We start from the raw sequence: 16,543 nt of genomic DNA on the forward strand, positions 1-16,543 counted from the left end.
GCGTCCATCTCCGCCCTCGCAATGAGGAGGTGACCATGAACAAGGACACAAACACGGCGCTGGTGATCGGCGCGACCGGCGGCATCGGTGGTGAGGTGGCGCAAGCGTTGCACGCCCGTGGCTGGACGGTTCGCGCGCTTCATCGCGACCCGGCGCGGGCCCGGGTGAGCAATCCGGCGCTGGAATGGGTGCAGGGCGACGCCATGGACAAGGCGTCCGTCACCGCCGCGGCCGATCGCATGTCGGTGATCGTGCACGCGGTGAACCCACCCGGCTACCGCAACTGGGCAGGGCTGGTGTTGCCGATGCTCGACAGCACGATCGCAGCGGCAGCTGGGACCGGCGCGCGCGTGCTGCTGCCAGGCACGGTCTACAATTACGGGCCGGACGCGGGCGAGGCTGTCGACGAGGATACCCCGCAGAACCCGGTGACCCGAAAGGGTGCGATCCGCGTCGAGATGGAGCGCCGCCTGCTCCAGGCGAGCCGGAACGATGCCAGGGCACTGGTTGTCCGCGCGGGCGACTTCTACGGTCCGCGCAGCGGCAATAGCTGGCTGGCGCAGGGCATGGTGCCGACGCCCGGGCCGGTCAGGCGCGTGTTCAATCCTGCGTGCGCGGGTAGCGGCCATGCCTGGGCCTATCTGCCCGACCTTGCCGAGACGATGGTGCGCCTCCTTGAACGGCGCGACGCGCTGCCGGCGTTCGACAGCTTCCACTTCGCTGGCACCTGGGTGGACGACAACCGCGCGTTCGCGGAGTCGATCCGCCAGGCGGCAGGCAAGCCGAACGCGCCGATCTACCCGTTCCCCTGGCCGGTGGTGCACGCGATGGCGCCGTTCCATGAGACCGCGCGCGAGATGCGCGAGATGATCTATCTCTGGCGCCGGCCGCTCCGGCTGATCGACGGCAAGTTGCGCCGCTTTCTCGGCGAGGTGCCGGCAACGCCGCTCGACGAGGCGCTGCGCGTAACGCTGCAGGGTTTGGGGCGGCTGTAAAGGTTCGGCGGCCTTGCATCCGCTGATGACCCAGCGGCAGTTCTCGAGCATCGGGCGCGCCGATCGAAATGTCCGCAACTGGAGCAACTCGCGGACTCATCAAGGTGTTGCGTGGTCGCTCCAGTCATTCTAAGTTTTCCCCGCTGCGAAAAACGGTGCGGTGGTTACGTCCACCCACCGCGCACACGCCGGCTCTCGCCGGCCAGCGGCTCCACTGATGTCGATGCAGGCAAGCCTGCAGGACGAAGGAGCACGTATATATGCGAGAGAACGTCACGTATATGCGAGAGAACGTCACGATCATCGGTGCCGGCCTTGGTGGCCTAGTGCTCGCCGGCATGTTGCATCGTCACGGCATCAAAGTTTCCGTGTATGAAGCGGAGGCGTCGGCGGATGCGCGCGCGCAGGGCGGACTCCTCGACCTCCACGAGCATAGCGGGCAGCGGGCACTGCACGATCTGGGGCTTCACGGAACATTTCTGACGCTTGTGCGGCCGGGCGAGGATGCAAAGCGGGTCGTGGACTGTCAGGGCACGGTGCTGCTCGACCGTCCCGGCGACCCGGCCACGGCCCGGCCGGAGGTCGATCGCGGCGAGCTACGCAGGATGCTGCTCGACGCCCTGCCGCCGGAGTTGGTTAAATGGGGGCACAAGGTTGTTTCGATCCGCCCGACGGCAGGCAGTCGCCACATGGTGGCATTCGCGAATGGCTCGACAGTTGAGACGACACTGCTGGTCGGTGCGGACGGCGCATGGTCGCGGGTGCGTCCGCTCATCACCGATGTTCGCCCCGAATATGTCGGCATCAGCTTCGTCGAGTTGCATCTCGCCCCCGACGACCCACAGGCCCATGCCGCCGCCGCGGTGATCGGCTCAGGCACGCTGATGGCGGCGGCGCCCGGTCAGGCGATCCTGGCGCATCGCAACAGTGATAGCAGCATCCACACCTATGTCGCAGTAACCTGCCCCGAGGCTTGGGCTACCGCCGATCCGGCGACCGTCACTGCACGTGTGGCCGCTCTGTTCGACGAATGGGCGCCACCCCCTTCGCGCGTTCATCAAAAACGGCGACGCAAGGCCCATCGTCCGGCCGATCTATGCGCTGCCGCCGTCGAATACGTGGAAGCGATCGGCGGGAGTGACATTGATCGGCGACGCGGCGCATCTCATGTCACCCTTCGCGGGCGCGGGGGCCAATCTCGCCATGCTCGATGGCGTGGAGCTTGCACGAGCGTTGATAGACCATCCTGAAGACCATGAAGCGGCGCTGTCGGCCTACGAGCATGAGCTGTTTGCCCGCAGCCACATCGTCGCGCATCACAGCGCCAGCAATCTCGCACGCTTCTTCGGGCCGGACGCGCCGATGAGTGTGGTGGAGCTGTTCGCGAGCCGATGAATGGATGTCCGCTATCAGGACACGCTGATCTCGCTATAAACGTCTGCTTTCTTGTCACTTACTGTCCGGGGGCCGGTGCCGCTTCGATGGGAGCACCGGTTCCGTCGGGCGTCGTGACCGGAGGCGGCTGTACCACTATAAGAGGGATGTCGCCGGTTTGCGCGGCAGCCGGCGGGTTGAGGTGGTAAAAGGTTCGCCAGGCGTCGAACTCCTTATAGAAATTGATGAAGGGGCGGTCGAGGCGTGATAAGGCTGAATGAGCGAAAGTCGGCAGATCGTCGTCCGAAATCTGGCCGACCTGCGCGACTTCTTCTCGCGCAGCAGCGCAAAAGCCCGATCGCATCGCCGGCTGCGCATAGAAATTGTAGATGCGCGTCTGATCGTCGTCATAGACGCGCTGCCAGTCGATCCAGCCGGGTGCCTGCCATTCGCGAATAAGGGCCTGATAGTAGCGGTCGATTACGGCGGCATGGTTCCTAATCCAGGCGTTGTACGCATCGACGATCCCGCCACCTTCCAGATCGCAGCCAAGCGCCGCTACGTTCAACGCGTTACGCAGGTGCCAAACGGCGGCTGAATCCGTATTGTTGAGATTCGGGGTGAAGTATCTGCCGTCATTGAGCTTAGAAGGGATCTTCATACCAACGTAGCCGCCGGCTGGCATAGACGGGGGCGGCGGCGTTACAGGGACGATGGCAGGCGGTGGCTGCACGGGAACGGGTTGCGTGGCGCAACCTGACAGGGTCAGGGCAAATACGCTTATTAACTTCCAGCCCGGTTTCATACGCATGATCATCAATCGCTTGGATACCTCGTCGCTACGCCGATAGCCGGTAGCGGATGATGGTCAAAAGAATGGCGAGCGCTGCCGTTCCCAATTTGACCTTGAGTTGGGAGCGTGTTGCCTCGGTTCTTCGGCCGCTGATAACGTGCCGGAGTGGCGGAAGCCGGGCGTCGGTCGACAAAGCGCATAATCGGCTTTTCAAGTAGATCTGACCGCGACACTTACATGAACGAACGACCGGACTCGGGTGGCTGAATGGGCAGCCCGAGCGTCAACAACTGGGTCAACCAGAACCGAAGCAGGAAGCATGGGTTTGCTCCATTGCCCCCGGTCAGCGCCGCTCGTTGAGCCACTGTTGCGCGCTCGACGGCATCCCGCGTCTCGCGTCGGATGAGGGGGGCGGGCACCCTCGGCATGCCTCGCTAGCGCACTGAAAGCCCTTTGCAGACGTATACCGACTTCGATTGTGGCAGCACCACGATCGGACCGCATCAATCGTCGAGCAGTTTTGGCGAGGTGAATGGCGGGGACATGCACCCGAGCGGGCAAGAACGCCATGTCGGCCTGATGATCGACGATGCGGCGCAAGATGCGCGAACTTGCCTTGATCACTGCGATTGCGGTTCCCGGATCGTTAACCGCCGGGGCCGGGGCGATCCGAGGCGGCGGCGGTCATGGCAGGCGCTCCGTGGGGACGATTTCGACGATCCGGTCGCCGATCTCCAGCCGCCGCGCCTGCGGTTCCCAGAAGCCGATCGCGGTACCGTCCCGGTGCAGGCGGACACCAAGGCCGGTGGTGAGGGCGGACAGCGGCCGACCCACCTCCGCCGGCGCGACGTCGCGTTCGTGCAGCGCGACGCGGCCGCCGTGCGCGGCCAGATCGGCGATATAGTCGGCCAGATGCTCACCATGCGTCGAGCCGGCGAGCAGCAGTCCGGCAAAGCTGGCCGGGTTGATGACCGTCGTCGCGCCAGCCTGCCGGGCGAGCGGTTCGTTGTCCTCCGAGCGGATCACCACGCTCAGCGGTACGCCGGGCGCCAGTCCGCGCGCCGTCAGCACGATCAGGATCGACGTGTCGTCACGCCCGGCGGAGACGATCACCGCCTTCGCGCGCGCGACCTGCACCGCATCCAGCGTCGCGTTGCGGCTGGCATCGCCCTGCATGACGTTGACGCCCAGCCGCTCGGCCATCTCGATAGCGGCTGCCCGTTCGTCGATGACGACGATGGTCGCGGGATCCGCGCCGCGCCGGATCAGCTCCGCCACGGCCTCGCTGCCCGACGTGCCGAAGCCGGTGACGATCGTATGGCCGCTGAGCCGCTGCTGGATCACGCGCATCCGCCATCCGTCCCAAACGCGTCGAAGCAGAAAGTCATAGGCGGTTCCCAGAAAGATCAGCCACACGAACAGCCGGATCGGCGTGACCACGAACGTATCGAACAGCCGCGCCTGTTCCGTCACCGGCACGATGTCGCCATAGCCGACCGTGGTGATGGTGATCATCGTGAAATAGAGGACGTCGGCGAAGCTGATATGGCCGTCGATATTGTCGCGCAGACCGCTGCGATCCAGCCAATGACCCGCCAGTGCGACGCCGAGCAGCGCGAGGACCAGACCGACCCGCCACAGCAGCGACAGCCACACCGGCGTACGCCGGCGCCGCCGCAAGGCGCCGCTGATGACGCTTTCCCTGCTTGCCGCGCTGCGGTCGCGTCGGATCATGCAGCGCTCACGCGCAGGGCGGGGTGGCGGGGGCGATGCGCTGTGGCCGGCAGGGCAGGCGCGGGACGGCACGTGCGATCGGTCATGGCTAGCTCTCCGTCACGGTCCCCGGCGCAGGCGTCTTAACCAGCGCAACATGCCTGCACTCCTTTGCCAAGGGGCGCGCCCGCGAAGGGCTATCGCAGCCGCGGCCTGATCGGACAAGACAGGTGCATCATTCGCCAGGGCGGCGGATATCGGCTACCCTGCAGACATGCCGACACATCACATCAATCCGCGGGTCTTCTGGGGCGCGTCCGGGATCATTGCCGCCCTGCTGATCACCACGATCGCGATGCCGGGCAGCGCCGATCATGCCTTCAAGGCGGCGCAGGCCTGGACGATCGATACGTTCGGCTGGTTCTACATCGCGGCGGTCGCCGTCTTTCTGGTCGTCGTATTGATGCTCGGCTTCGGACCGGCGGGCAAGCTCAAGCTCGGGCCGGACGATGCCGAGCCGGATTTTCCCTATCTGTCGTGGCTTGCGATGCTGTTCGCGGCGGGCATGGGGATCGGTCTGATGTATTTCGCGGTCGCCGAGCCGATCCAGCATTACATCTCGCCTCCTGAGGCGAAGAGCGGGACGATCGATGCCGCGCGGGAGGCCATGGCGATCACCTTCCACCATTACGGTGTCCATGCCTGGGCGATCTATGCGCTGGTCGGGCTCAGCCTCGCCTATTTCACCTACCGCAAGAATCTGCCTCTGACGCTCCGATCGGGGTTTTCGCCACTGCTCGGCAAACGGATCAACGGACCGATCGGTGATGCGATCGACATCTTCGCCGTCTGCGGCACGGTGTTCGGCGTCGCCACCTCGCTGGGCTTCGGCGTTTCGCAGATGACCGCGGGCCTTGCCTATAACTACGGCCTGCCGGACAGCACGACGACCAAGATCGTCGTCATCATTCTGGTGATGGGCGCGGCGACGTTATCGGTGCTAAGCGGCGCCAATCGCGGGATCCGTCGCCTGTCGGAGCTGAACCTGACCGTCGCCGTGCTGCTGATGCTGTTCGTGCTGGCGCTGGGGCCGACGCTCTTCCTCCTGCGCGCCCTGGTGCAGAATTTCGGACTATATCTCGATCACTTCGTCATGCGGACCTTCACGCTCTACGCCTAAATGGCGGACTGGACGCTGTTCTATTGGGCATGGTGGATCGCCTGGTCGCCGTTCGTGGGCATGTTCATCGCCCGCATCTCCCGCGGGCGGACGATCCGCGAATTTGTGACCGGCGTGCTGTTCGTGCCGACCGCCTTCACTTTCCTGTGGATGACGGTGTTCGGCAACACCGCGATTTCGCTCGATCTGGGCCCGGCGGCAGGCGGGATCGCCGATGCGGTGCAGGCAAACCTGTCGACCGCGCTATTCAAGTTCCTGGAGTATCTGCCTGCCGTCGGCGTTACCTCGACCCTCGCCATCATCCTCGTCGCCGTGTTTTTCATCACGTCTGCGGATTCCGGCGCACTGGTGATCGACACGCTGGCGTCGGGCGGGGCGGAAGACACGCCGCGCTGGCAGCGCATCTACTGGTGCGTCCTGCTCGGCGTGACGGCGACGCTCCTGCTGCTCGCCGGCGGCCTCGGGGCGTTGCAGGCGGCAACGCTGATCGCTGCATTACCCTTCTGCTTCATCATGCTGATGCTGGCATTGGGTCTGGTGCGCCAGACCAATGCCGATCTTGCCGGGGTGACCTTGCCGACCGACGCGCCTGCCATCGGCGAGCGGCTGAAGCGCCTCATCGTCCCCGCCCGCCGGGCGGATATCCTACGACAGATCGAGCGGACCGGCGAACCCGCCCTGCGTTCCGTGTACGATGGGTTGCAGGAACAGGGCTGGATCGGCAGCCGCCTTGATGTCGGCGAAGACATTGTCACGCTGGTCCTTCCCGCCGAGGGGAGCTGCGCCTTTACCTATCGGCTGGAGGCGCGCTCGCGACCGCTGGCCGCCTATACCGCGCTGGAAGCATCGGAAGCCCGGCGCAGCAAGGCATGGTTCCTCGCCGCGCAGGCCAGCCACGAAGCCCGGTTCCGCGACGTCACCGGGTTCACCGTCGAGCAGGTCGCCAGTGACGTGCTGACCCAGCTCGAACGGTGGCGGATGGCGTGAGCCGACATTCAGTCGTTCACGGAAGGCAGACGCGACCGATCGGTGATAAGCCTATGGCTCGAATAGCCGATAATCAGCATCCTCGATGAAAATCCATTGATTTTTTTGGGAGCCGGAGATAAGGAAAGCCCTATTGTGACTGGTGCGACAAAGGGACGGCAGGCGTTGCCAGGCGAAGGCACTAAATGACGGTTTATCTCATTTTAGATGCATGCTCATCTTCGTCTAGGCGGAATGAGCCGCATTGGCGAGCTTAGCGATTTGTCGGAAATGAATGGCGGCTAGGCTGCTCAGGCGCCATATAGTCGTTCCGGCTAGGAAGACGAAGTCGTTCAGACGAACGACCGCTTATGGCAAGGGCCAATTCGGTTCTGAATGGCCGCTTATGGGTCGTTCGGGCCTCATGGAATCAGACGCTCGGTTCGGAGCCGTTCGAAGAGCGCAAAGAAGGCATCGTCGGTCGGCTGATATCCGGTGAAGCCCAGACGCCGGCTCTTGCCCATGTCGGTCACCACCTCGATGGGGCGACCGAGATCGGCGTCGGTGTGCCAGGGCGACACGAGGCGGCTGAGATGAGGCTCGGCCAGTTCGTCGCGGATCGCGATCTCGCGCCACAGGGCGGCGTCGTTCGCCATCTGCTGCTCCAGCGGCCGGACCGTGCCGTCGAACGGCACCGCCTCCAGACCGAACCAGCTCGCGATGCGGCTCCACATCCACTGCCAACGGAAGACGTCGCCATTGACAACGTTGAACGCCTGGTCGTGCGCCGCCTCTGTTCTTGCCGCCCAGAGCAGATGGCGGGCGAGTTGCCCCGCATCCGTCATGTCGGTCAACCCCGACCACTGCGCTGCCGAGCCGGGAAAGGTGAAAGGCCGACCGGTCTTGCGGCAGAGCGTGGCATAGACGGCGAGTGTCGTTCCCATGTTCATCGCATTGCCGACGGCAAGGCCGATAACCGTGTGCGGCCGGTGCACGCTCCAGGTGATGCCGTCGCGTTCGGCCGCGGCAAACACCTCGTCCTCCTGGGCGTAGTAGAAGTTCTCGACGTCGAGCCGACCCTGCTCCTCGCGGAAAGGAGTCTGGGGCAGCGTTCCTTTGCCATAAGCCTCAAATGGCCCGAGATAGTGCTTGAGGCCCGTGACCAGCGCGACGTGCCGCGGCTCGAATGGCTTTGGCAACCCGTTTAACAGGTTGCGCACCATGCTTGCGTTGACGCGAATGTTCTCGGCCTCGCTGTCCTGCCGCAGCCAGGTGGTGATGAACACCGCGTCGGGGTTGAGGCCGCGTAGCGCGGCCGCAGTCGCCTCCGCATCCTGGAGGTCCGCGGCGACGGGCTGTACGCCCGGCTGGCTGATCGGGCGTCGCGCAAGACCGTGCACGCTCCAACCCTGTTCGATCAGCAGCTCCGCCGTCGCGCTGCCGACGATGCCGCTCGCTCCAACTACGAGTGCCGTCTTTGTCATGGATGCCTCCTTCTCGGCACCCGAGCTAGGCACGGTGGCGGCAATCTTCTAGACGGCACCATCTACCCACCTAGGCACCAGAAGGTAACCACATGCAGCCGGGAACGGCGGACGAGGAATGGCGCGAGGACTGTGCACCGCGCCGGGTGCTGGAACTCTTCGCGACAAAGTGGACCAGTATGGTGCTGCACACGCTCCATGCCCGTCACCGAGGTGTTGCGCGGACGGGCGTGCTCCAGCGCAGTCTTCCGGGCATTTCGAAGAAGATGCTGACGCAGACGGTGCGCGACATGGAGGCAAGCGGCCTTCTCAGCCGGCATGTCCTAAGTAGCATCCCGCCGATGGTTGAATATCGGCTGACGGACCTGGGTCGGCGCTTCGTCGAACCGGTAGATTTGCTTTATCGCTGGGGCCGCGATAACGCCGACGCGCTGGATCGTCTGGCACCTCGCCCAAGCTCGCGCCGCGTCTAGGGGACCCCTAGCGCCGTTCTCATGAACGGTCAGAAGGAAGGGGGCAGCAGAGAGGCGACTACGAACGGCCGTAACTGGGTCGGTCCACCTGCTGCCGACCGATCTCGGCAACAGGTGAGCGACTTCACGGCAGAAGCGTAGGGCTTGCGATCTGGACCGCGGTTTCGCGATAGCCGTGTAGCGGACGGCCGAGGAGCGCGGTCAGTCGCTCGACGTCGCCGACCTCGGGGATCATGCCGTCGCTGATGTAGCGCTCGGCCATCAGCCGCATCTCATAGGCGGTCCATCTCGGCATGAACGTCGCCATGTTGGCCTCGAAGCTGCTGGGGTCGTCGCCGCCATAGGCGACCGGGCGACCGAGCACGTCCGACCAGATCGCCGTCACGCCCTCGCCGGTCAGCGTTTCGGGGCCGACGACGTTGATCGTCTCGATCGGCAGTGTGGCCTCGGCGGTGTCCCGTCGGATCAGCTCTATTGCGGCGACCTCGGCGATGTCGCGGGCGTCGACCATGGCCACACCCTTGCCGCCGATCGGCATAGGGTAGACGCCATGGTTGAGGATGACATCCTTCACCATCACCTCATTGTCGATGAAGTAGGTCGGGCGCAGGATGGTGGCGCCGAAGCCCATCGCCTCCAGCATCCGCTCGGCGCCATACTTCACCGCGAAGTGCGGCACGTTGACGGCCCGGTCGGCCTCGAACACCGAAAGGTAGACCAAACGTTCGATCCCGGCCTCCCGCGCCAGGTTGAGGGTGATGATCGCCTGGGTAAATTCGTCGCCGGTGACCGCATTCAGCAGGAACAGCGTTCGGACTCCGGCAAAGGCGGAACGCACCGCGTCGATGTCAAGCAGATCGCCTTGTGCGACCTCGACGCCCGCGGGAAAGGATGCCTTGTGGGTGTCGCGGGTGAGCACGCGTACGGCGGCATCGCGCTGCAGCAGTTGATCGACGACGTGGCGGCCGACGCGGCCGGTGGCTCCGATCACGAGAATGGTCATGGCATTCGCTCCTTCGCTAGGTCTTGCTGACGAGGCGAAGATGCGTGATCCACGGGCATGCAAATAGACGCGCAATCTGGACGCGCCGTCTCGATGGTGGAACGATATGGATCTGCTCGCGCTTGCCGATTTTACGCTCGTTGCTCGTCACGGTGGTTTCGGCAAAGCGGCGCGTGCGGCGCGGCGGCCGAAGGCCACCTTGTCACGGCGCGTGGCCGAGCTGGAGGCCGCGCTGGATCTGCGGCTGTTCGAGCGTGGCCGACGTGATCTCAAGCTGACCGAGGAAGGACGCGCGCTGTTCGAGCGTGCCGGCGCGTTGCTGAACGAACTGGAGGAAACCGCCGCCGCGATCGCATCGGGCGGCGAGCGGGTGAGGGGACGGCTGCGGATCAGCGTGCCCCTGCTGTTCGGGCAGATGGCGATGGGACGACTGGTGGCCGAGTTCGCGCGGCAGCACCGCGAGGTGCGCCTTGAGGTGACGACCGACGACCGGGCGGTGGACATGATTGAGGAGGGCTACGACATCGTGATCCGCGTCGATCCTGGCATGGACGAGGCGCTGGTCGGGCGCCCGTTCCTGCACGATCGACTAGTGGTGGTGGCTGCGCCCGACCTGTTGCGGCCGGCAGACACGGCCGTGCCGGTCGTGGTGCGCGGTGGCGACACGGCGACGAGCTGGTCGGTGTGCAGACCTGACGGGCCGGAGATGGTGAGCGTCGATCCGGTGATGCGCCTGTCATCAATGGTGATGATCCGCGACGCGGTCCGCGCTGGCGGCGGAGCGGCGCGCCTGCCGCTGTCGCTTGTCGGCCGTGACATCGCCGATGGGCGGCTTGCGCACTGGGGTGACGTCGCGGGCTCCGATATCGCACTATGGGCGCTCTACCCAAGCCGCAGGCTGCTCAATGCCCGGGTGGCGGCATTCCTAGAGTTCTTGCGCCGGTCGTTTCCTACGGGCGCACCGGAAGAGCTTGCCGCCTATGTCGCAGGGTGAAGGTGGATCCTCAGGTAAGGTGAAGAATAGGCGTTGCGGCAGAGATTGGCCGAAGCTGGGAAGCCAGAAGAGAGCCGCGAACGCCGGAACTCGGTCAAGACGATGCTTCGCGTCTCTGATCGAGCGCCTGCTTTGAAATAATTCGCCAGTAAGCGGCTTGTATGCACCCGGCGCAATCTGTTTCGCCTTATGGTCTCGTTCGGGCAGAGGTCCAACGTCCGTTGCTGGCAGGGTCTGCCAGCGATGACTTCCGACCGTGTGTTATAGGCAACCAAGCTTCGACTTCTGGGTGACAGCCTCGCGCATTTAGCCAGTTTAGGCGTTCCCGTAGTGGGCAGAGCAGGGCACCCGTACAAACGTCGTACCACGAAAAGCGACCGCTCTTCTGTCAAGTAGGTCGGGTCCGAGCGGCGAGCGCGTGAGGCGGTCAATGGGCCCGTCGCGCCTCGCGGTAGCAGCCGAGCCTAGGCATCCGTTCGCGGTTTGTTCAACGCGACAATTGCGCTCGCGGTTGCACTTGGTGTAGCGTGCGGCTCTGTTCGGCATTTGTCTGACGGTGCCAGTGTCGAGTTCGGAGCCCGGATCGTCGTTAAGGCGGGCGGCAAGGGCCTCGGCACCATGACGAAAGCTGGCCACGCGATTCGGCGTCTGGGGGTTACGTCCACGTGACTCGGCATTTCCGAGCTTCATCAAGCATTTAGCTTGGTGACCCCTACGGGAATCGAACCCGTGTTTTCGCCGTGAGAGGGCGACGTCCTAACCGCTAGACGAAGGGGCCGTGCGCGGTGTGAGGCGCGCTGTTAGGAGGCCGGGACGAAAGCGTCAAGCGACTTTCTTGCCGGCTATCGAAAAGGTGCGTCGGTCGCCGTCGCCGACGCACCCCGTCGATCAGGCCGCCTTGCGCCGCTCGGCCATTTCGGCGTTCAGCATCTCCGCCAGCAGGAAGGCCAGCTCAAGGCTCTGTCCGGCGTTCAGGCGCGGGTCGCAATGCGTGTGATAGCGATCGGCCAGGCTCTGCTCGGTGACGTCGATCGCGCCGCCAGTGCATTCGGTGACGTTCTGCCCCGTCATCTCGGCATGGATGCCGCCGGCGTGCGTACCCTCCGCACGGTGCACCGCGAAGAAGCCGCGAACCTCGGACAGGATGCGGTCGAACGGCCGCGTCTTATAGCCGCTGGTCGCCTTCACGGTGTTCCCGTGCATCGGATCGCAGCTCCACACCACCGGATGTCCCTCGCGCTTCACCGCGCGGACCAGCCGCGGCAGATGCGCCTCGATCTGGTCATAGCCGTAGCGGGTGATAAGCGTCATCCGGCCGGGGATGCGCTGCGGATTGAGCGTATCGAGCATCCGCAGCAGCGCATCGGGTTCAAGCGACGGCCCGCACTTGATGCCGATCGGATTGCCGATCCCGCGCAGGAACTCGACATGCGCCGAACCCTCGAAGCGGGTCCGATCGCCGATCCACAGGAAGTGCGCAGAGGTGTCGTACCAGTCGCCGGTCAGCGAATCCTGCCGGGTCAGCGCCTGCTCGAACGGGAGCAGCAGCGCCTCGTGGCTGGTGTAGAAGGTGGTCTGCGACAGTTGCGGCACCGTGTCGGGGCTGATCCCGCATGCTTCCATGAAGTCGAGCGCCTCGCCGATCCGGTCGGCGGTTTCGGCATATTTCTTCGCCCACGGGCTGCGACCCATGAAGTCGTGGGTCCAGCGGTGCACCTGATGCAGGTTCGCATAACCTCCCTGCGCGAAGGCGCGAAGCAGATTCAGCGTCGCGGCCGATTGTGCATAGGAGCGGATCATCCGCTCGGGATCGGGCACGCGCGACTCCGCGGTGAACGCGATGTCGTTGACGTTGTCGCCGCGATAGCTGGGCAGCTCGACGCCATCGATCGTCTCGGTATTGGCCGAGCGCGGCTTGGCGAACTGCCCGGCCATGCGGCCGACCTTCACCACCGGCAGCTTCGAGGCAAAGGTCAGCACCACCGCCATCTGCAGGATGACGCGGAACGTATCGCGGATGTTGTTGGGATGAAACTCCGCGAAGCTCTCCGCGCAGTCGCCGCCTTGCAGAAGGAAGGCCTTCCCTTCGGCGACCTTGGCGAGATCGGCGGTCAGGTTGCGCGCTTCGCCAGCAAAGACCAGCGGTGGAAACGAGGCCAACCGCCGCGTCGCATCGTCCAGCGCCGCGGCGTCGGGATAGATGGGGAGCTGGCGCGCTTCGGCAGTTGTCCAGCTATGCGGGGCCCAGGTGGCCATGGTATTCATCCTTCCAACTAACGCCCGCGCATTGAACCAACCGCGCGCGGGCCGCAATCAACTTCCTCTTTACAGCACGCCGGGATAGGCGCCGCCATCGATCAGCAGGCTTTGTCCGGTAATGAAACCGGAGGAGGCGGCGCAGAGGAACGCGCAGGCATCGCCGAACTCGCGCGGGTCGCCAAAACGCCTGGCGGGGATACGATCACGCGCCGAAGCAGCGGCATCCTCGACCGAGACGCCGTTCTTTTCCGCGTTGAAGGCGTGAACCCCCGCGAGCCGCCGGGTGTCGAACAGGCCGGGGAGCAGGAAGTTAATCGTGACATTGGCGTGGGCCACTTGTCGCGCGACGCCGGCGAGAAAACCGGTCAGCCCGACGCGCGCGCCGCTCGACAGGTCGAGACCGGGCACCGGCGCCTTCACCGAGCCAGAAGTGATGCACACGATCCGTCCGAAGCGACGCTCGATCATGCCGTCGATCACCTTCTGCGCCAGCCTGATCGGCGTGACCATATTGGCATCGACACCGGCGTGGATCGCCTCGGCGTCCAGCGCGCGGAAGTCGCGGAGCGGCGGCCCGCCATTGTTGTTCACGAGGATGTCGACCTGTCCGTCGCCGGCGTCGATCAGCGCCTGCTGAACGCTCTCGTCGGCGACGTCGCCGATCACGGTGCGCACCGTCGCACCATCGCTGCGCAAGGCGGTGGCGGCTTCCTGGAGGGCCTGCGCATCGCGTCCGTTGAGGATCACCGTACAGCCCGCCTGCGCAAGCGCGGTGGCGCAGGCGCGGCCGAGGCCGTGGCTGGATGCGCAGACGATCGCCGTCCGTCCTGTCAGCCCGAGATCCATGTCGATCGTCCTTTCCCTTGGTCGTCAGCCCGGCAATTTCCAGTCCCAGCCGAGCGGATCGCCGTCCATCACCTCGACACCATTTGCCGATAGTTCGTCGCGGATCGCGTCCGATTGCGCGAAGTCCTTGGCAGCGCGCGCTTCCTTTCGCTCGACCAGCCGCGCCTCAATCGCGCTCTCGTCGAGGACGGCGTCCATCGGCCGCACCCGCAGCGTCGCGCGATCGAGCCGCACGAGATCAAGCCCGAGCACCGCGTCGAACGCTGCCAAGGTGGCCAGCCGGTCGGCGGGTGGCAGCTTCTTGTCGCCAAGCAGCGCATCGAGGATCGGCAATGCGCGCGGGGTGGCCAGGTCGTCGCTGAGCGCCGCGTCGAGCTGTTCGATATAGGGCAGGGCCGGCGTACCGCCGTCGTCCCCGCTCCGGCTGCGTAATGCCTCGACCGCATGAACCCAGCGCTTGAGCCGGACCTGCGCCGCCGTCAGATTCTCCCACGAGAATTCCAGCTCGCTGCGGTAATGCGCCTGCAGGCACATCAAGCGATAGGAGAGGGGGTGGAAGCCCCGCTCCATCAACCGGGACAGCGTGAGGAACTCGCCGGACGATTTGCTCATCTTTCCAGTACGATCGACGAGAAAGTTGTTGTGCATCCAGAAGGTCGCGCCCGTATCCGAACATCCACAATGCGCCTGGTTCTGGGCGATTTCGTTGGGGTGATGAATCTCGCGGTGATCGATTCCGCCGGTGTGGATGTCGAAGGCCGGCCCGAGATACTTCGCCGACATCACCGAGCATTCGAGATGCCAGCCCGGCGCACCCCGACCCCACGGCGAGTTCCATTCCATCTGGCGTGTTTCCCCGGGAGGCGTCGTGCGCCAGATCGCGAAATCCTGCGAGTGCCGCTTGCCGGCGACCGCTTCGATCCGTCCCTGCGCGGCATCGTCCGCCGCCCCCGCGAGCCGCCCGTAATCGGGCACGGTGGTGGTGTCGAAATACAGCCCGTCGTCGAGTTGGTAGCAGTGCCGCGGTGCGATCTTCTCGGCCCAAACGATCATCTCGGCGACGTGATCCGTCGCGAGCGGCATGTACGTCGGGGTGCGGATGTTCAGATCGGCGAGATTTTGCTTGAAAGCGTCGGTGTAATGCTTTGCGATCGCCCAGATATCGCGGCCGCTTGCCCGCGCGGCCGCTTCCATCTTGTCGTCGCCGGCATCGGCGTCGGAGGTCAGATGTCCGACGTCGGTGATATTGATGACGTGCGTCAGCGGCCAGCCCTTCGCGGCGATCGTCCGGCTCAGCGTATCGGTGAAGACATAGGCGCGCAGATTGCCGACATGGGCGTAATGATAGACGGTCGGACCGCAGGAATAGATGCGAACGTTGCCCGGATCGAGCGGGACGAACGGCTCGAGCGTGCGCGAAAGGCTGTTGTAGAGGATCAGGGGAGCGGCGGTCATCCGGCGCTCTTAGGGTCTGTGCTCACGCGCAACAAGGATTGTGATCGTTCATGCCAGCCCGCGGGCGAGGCGGCGATCTGACCCGCTGCGCCACCGATCTGCGGACAGTGCAGCGTTGCAACACTTGCGTCGGTGAAGCGCTTGCTGTTCCGCATCCAGCAGCAGCAAGGAGCCATGCGTGACGAAGATTGCCGTCGTTCAGACCACCACCGGGATCGATCCTGAAAGGAACGCCGCCGCACTGGTGGCGGCGATCGAGGAAGCGGGGGCGGCGGGTGCTGCGATGGTCTTCACGCCGGAGATGTCGGGGCTGCTCGATCGCGACCGACCACGCGCGGCATCGTCGATCGTGCGCGAGGGCGACGATGGCGTGCTGGTGGCGGTCCGCGAAGCGGCGGCGCGCGCAGGCGTGTGGGTGCATCTTGGATCGCTCGCGCTGCGACGGCCGGATGGCCGGTTCGCCAATCGCAGCTTCATGATCGACGCGATCGGCAACATCCGCGCCCGCTACGACAAGATGCATCTGTTCGACGTCGACCTTCCCAGCGGCGAAAGCTGGCGCGAGTCGGCCAGCTATGCGGCCGGCGATCGCCCGGTGGTGGTCGGCACCCCGCTGGGGCCGATGGGATTGTCGATCTGTTACGACATGCGATTTCCCGACCTTTATCGGGCGCTCACCGACGCAGGCGCGCAATTGCTGTCCGTCCCTGCCAGCTTCACCCGCCCGACCGGGGCCGCCCATTGGCATGTGTTGCTGCGTGCCCGCGCGATCGAGGCCGGAGTGCACCTGGTCGCGGCGGCGCAGACCGGCGTGCACGAGGACGGACGCGCCACTTACGGCCACTCGCTGGTCGTCGATCCGTGGGGCGAGGTGCTGCTCGACATGGGCGAGGAACCGGGGATCGGCTATGCCGAGATCGACCCTGCGCGGATGAACGAGGTGCGCGGCCGCGTGCCGGCGCTCCAGCATCGCCGCGTGGTCACCGCGCCGATCGTGATCGCGTGAGG

The 16,543-nt window shown here is 65.0% G+C and carries 13 protein-coding genes, 1 tRNA gene and 1 pseudogene; 7 read left to right on the top strand and 8 right to left on the bottom strand.

The window, feature by feature from the left end:
• Positions 1-35 precede the first annotated feature (35 nt).
• The 3 genes from PGN16_RS06945 (at position 36) to PGN16_RS06955 (ending at position 2,390) form a co-directional block, all read left to right on the top strand.
• Positions 36-995, top strand: coding sequence for an NAD-dependent epimerase/dehydratase family protein (locus tag PGN16_RS06945; protein WP_335308683.1), 960 nt, complete (start codon positions 36-38; stop codon positions 993-995).
• 260 nt (positions 996-1,255) lie between these two features.
• On the top strand, positions 1,256-2,245 hold the full coding sequence (locus PGN16_RS06950) for an FAD-dependent oxidoreductase (protein WP_335308684.1): 990 nt from the start codon (positions 1,256-1,258) through the stop codon (positions 2,243-2,245).
• Positions 2,163-2,390 (top strand): FAD-dependent oxidoreductase, encoded by a 228-nt coding sequence (locus tag PGN16_RS06955; RefSeq protein WP_335308685.1) that lies wholly within the window; start codon positions 2,163-2,165, stop codon positions 2,388-2,390. Before PGN16_RS06950 ends, PGN16_RS06955 begins: the two co-directional genes overlap by 83 nt.
• Positions 2,391-2,448: 58 nt before the next feature.
• Here the strand turns inward: PGN16_RS06955 and PGN16_RS06960 are convergent, their stop codons facing one another.
• Together PGN16_RS06960 and PGN16_RS06965 are read right to left on the bottom strand one after the other, a co-directional pair.
• Positions 2,449-3,180 carry a hypothetical protein gene (locus PGN16_RS06960; protein ID WP_335308686.1) on the bottom strand — a complete coding sequence of 244 codons (732 nt, stop codon included), beginning with the start codon at positions 3,178-3,180 and terminating at the stop codon, positions 2,449-2,451.
• Between the two features lie 666 nt (positions 3,181-3,846).
• Entirely contained in the window at positions 3,847-4,896 is a 1,050-nt protein-coding gene (locus PGN16_RS06965) for a potassium channel family protein (protein ID WP_335308687.1), read from the bottom strand.
• 334 nt (positions 4,897-5,230) lie between these two features.
• Between PGN16_RS06965 and PGN16_RS06970 the strand changes: the two are divergent.
• A pseudogene (locus tag PGN16_RS06970) lies at positions 5,231-7,042 on the top strand (BCCT family transporter).
• Between the two features lie 401 nt (positions 7,043-7,443).
• Here the strand turns inward: PGN16_RS06970 and PGN16_RS06975 are convergent.
• Positions 7,444-8,505: an SDR family oxidoreductase gene (locus PGN16_RS06975; RefSeq protein ID WP_335308688.1), complete on the bottom strand. Its 1,062-nt coding sequence runs from the start codon at positions 8,503-8,505 to the stop codon at positions 7,444-7,446.
• Between the two features lie 92 nt (positions 8,506-8,597).
• Between PGN16_RS06975 and PGN16_RS06980 the strand changes: the two genes are divergently transcribed.
• Positions 8,598-8,978: a winged helix-turn-helix transcriptional regulator gene (locus tag PGN16_RS06980; RefSeq protein WP_335308689.1), complete on the top strand. Its 381-nt coding sequence runs from the start codon at positions 8,598-8,600 to the stop codon at positions 8,976-8,978.
• Between the two features lie 124 nt (positions 8,979-9,102).
• On the opposite strand, the gene PGN16_RS06985 is transcribed toward PGN16_RS06980, so the two are convergent.
• Complete coding sequence (locus PGN16_RS06985; protein ID WP_335308690.1) at positions 9,103-10,056, bottom strand: SDR family oxidoreductase; 954 nt, start codon at positions 10,054-10,056, stop codon at positions 9,103-9,105.
• A 31-nt stretch (positions 10,057-10,087) separates the two neighbouring features.
• Here PGN16_RS06985 and PGN16_RS06990 point away from each other — a divergent pair, with 31 nt between their 5' ends.
• The gene (locus PGN16_RS06990) at positions 10,088-10,975 is read left to right on the top strand and encodes a LysR family transcriptional regulator (protein ID WP_335308691.1); all 888 of its coding nucleotides are present in this window, start codon (positions 10,088-10,090) and stop codon (positions 10,973-10,975) included.
• A 703-nt stretch (positions 10,976-11,678) separates the two neighbouring features.
• On the opposite strand, the gene PGN16_RS06995 is transcribed toward PGN16_RS06990, so the two are convergent.
• The 4 genes from PGN16_RS06995 to cysS all read right to left on the bottom strand — a co-directional run bounded on the left by PGN16_RS06995 (position 11,679) and on the right by cysS (position 15,535).
• Positions 11,679-11,753, bottom strand: a tRNA-Glu gene (locus PGN16_RS06995).
• A gap of 110 nt (positions 11,754-11,863) precedes the next feature.
• A complete protein-coding gene (locus PGN16_RS07000) occupies positions 11,864-13,240 on the bottom strand; it encodes a class II 3-deoxy-7-phosphoheptulonate synthase (protein WP_335308692.1) in 1,377 nt (458 codons plus the stop codon).
• A 60-nt stretch (positions 13,241-13,300) separates the two neighbouring features.
• Positions 13,301-14,080, bottom strand: coding sequence for an SDR family oxidoreductase (locus PGN16_RS07005; RefSeq protein WP_335308693.1), 780 nt, complete (start codon positions 14,078-14,080; stop codon positions 13,301-13,303).
• Positions 14,081-14,104: 24 nt separating this feature from the next.
• The gene (gene cysS, locus PGN16_RS07010; protein WP_335308694.1) at positions 14,105-15,535 is read right to left on the bottom strand and encodes a cysteine--tRNA ligase; all 1,431 of its coding nucleotides are present in this window, start codon (positions 15,533-15,535) and stop codon (positions 14,105-14,107) included.
• A gap of 178 nt (positions 15,536-15,713) precedes the next feature.
• Between cysS and PGN16_RS07015 the strand changes: the two genes are divergently transcribed.
• On the top strand, positions 15,714-16,541 hold the full coding sequence (locus PGN16_RS07015; RefSeq protein ID WP_335308695.1) for a carbon-nitrogen hydrolase family protein: 828 nt from the start codon (positions 15,714-15,716) through the stop codon (positions 16,539-16,541).
• Positions 16,542-16,543 lie beyond the last annotated feature (2 nt).

Origin of the sequence: Sphingomonas phyllosphaerae, assembly GCF_036946485.1 — a bacterium.
Taxonomy (GTDB): Bacteria; Pseudomonadota; Alphaproteobacteria; order Sphingomonadales; family Sphingomonadaceae; genus Sphingomonas; species Sphingomonas phyllosphaerae_E.

What these genes read in the sequence shown, in the direction of transcription:
- PGN16_RS06980 (WP_335308689.1), top strand. Translation starts at nt 8,598, where the DNA reads ATGCAGCCGGGAACGGCGGACGAGGAATGGCGCGAGGACTGTGCACCG.
- cysS (WP_335308694.1), bottom strand. Translation starts at nt 15,535, where the DNA reads ATGACCGCCGCTCCCCTGATCCTCTACAACAGCCTTTCGCGCACGCTC.
- PGN16_RS06960 (WP_335308686.1), bottom strand. Translation starts at nt 3,180, where the DNA reads ATGCGTATGAAACCGGGCTGGAAGTTAATAAGCGTATTTGCCCTGACC.
- PGN16_RS06975 (WP_335308688.1), bottom strand. Translation starts at nt 8,505, where the DNA reads ATGACAAAGACGGCACTCGTAGTTGGAGCGAGCGGCATCGTCGGCAGC.
- PGN16_RS07005 (WP_335308693.1), bottom strand. Translation starts at nt 14,080, where the DNA reads ATGGATCTCGGGCTGACAGGACGGACGGCGATCGTCTGCGCATCCAGC.
- PGN16_RS06965 (WP_335308687.1), bottom strand. Translation starts at nt 4,896, where the DNA reads ATGATCCGACGCGACCGCAGCGCGGCAAGCAGGGAAAGCGTCATCAGC.
- PGN16_RS06955 (WP_335308685.1), top strand. Translation starts at nt 2,163, where the DNA reads ATGTCACCCTTCGCGGGCGCGGGGGCCAATCTCGCCATGCTCGATGGC.
- PGN16_RS06945 (WP_335308683.1), top strand. Translation starts at nt 36, where the DNA reads ATGAACAAGGACACAAACACGGCGCTGGTGATCGGCGCGACCGGCGGC.
- PGN16_RS06950 (WP_335308684.1), top strand. Translation starts at nt 1,256, where the DNA reads ATGCGAGAGAACGTCACGTATATGCGAGAGAACGTCACGATCATCGGT.
- PGN16_RS07000 (WP_335308692.1), bottom strand. Translation starts at nt 13,240, where the DNA reads ATGAATACCATGGCCACCTGGGCCCCGCATAGCTGGACAACTGCCGAA.
- PGN16_RS06990 (WP_335308691.1), top strand. Translation starts at nt 10,088, where the DNA reads ATGGATCTGCTCGCGCTTGCCGATTTTACGCTCGTTGCTCGTCACGGT.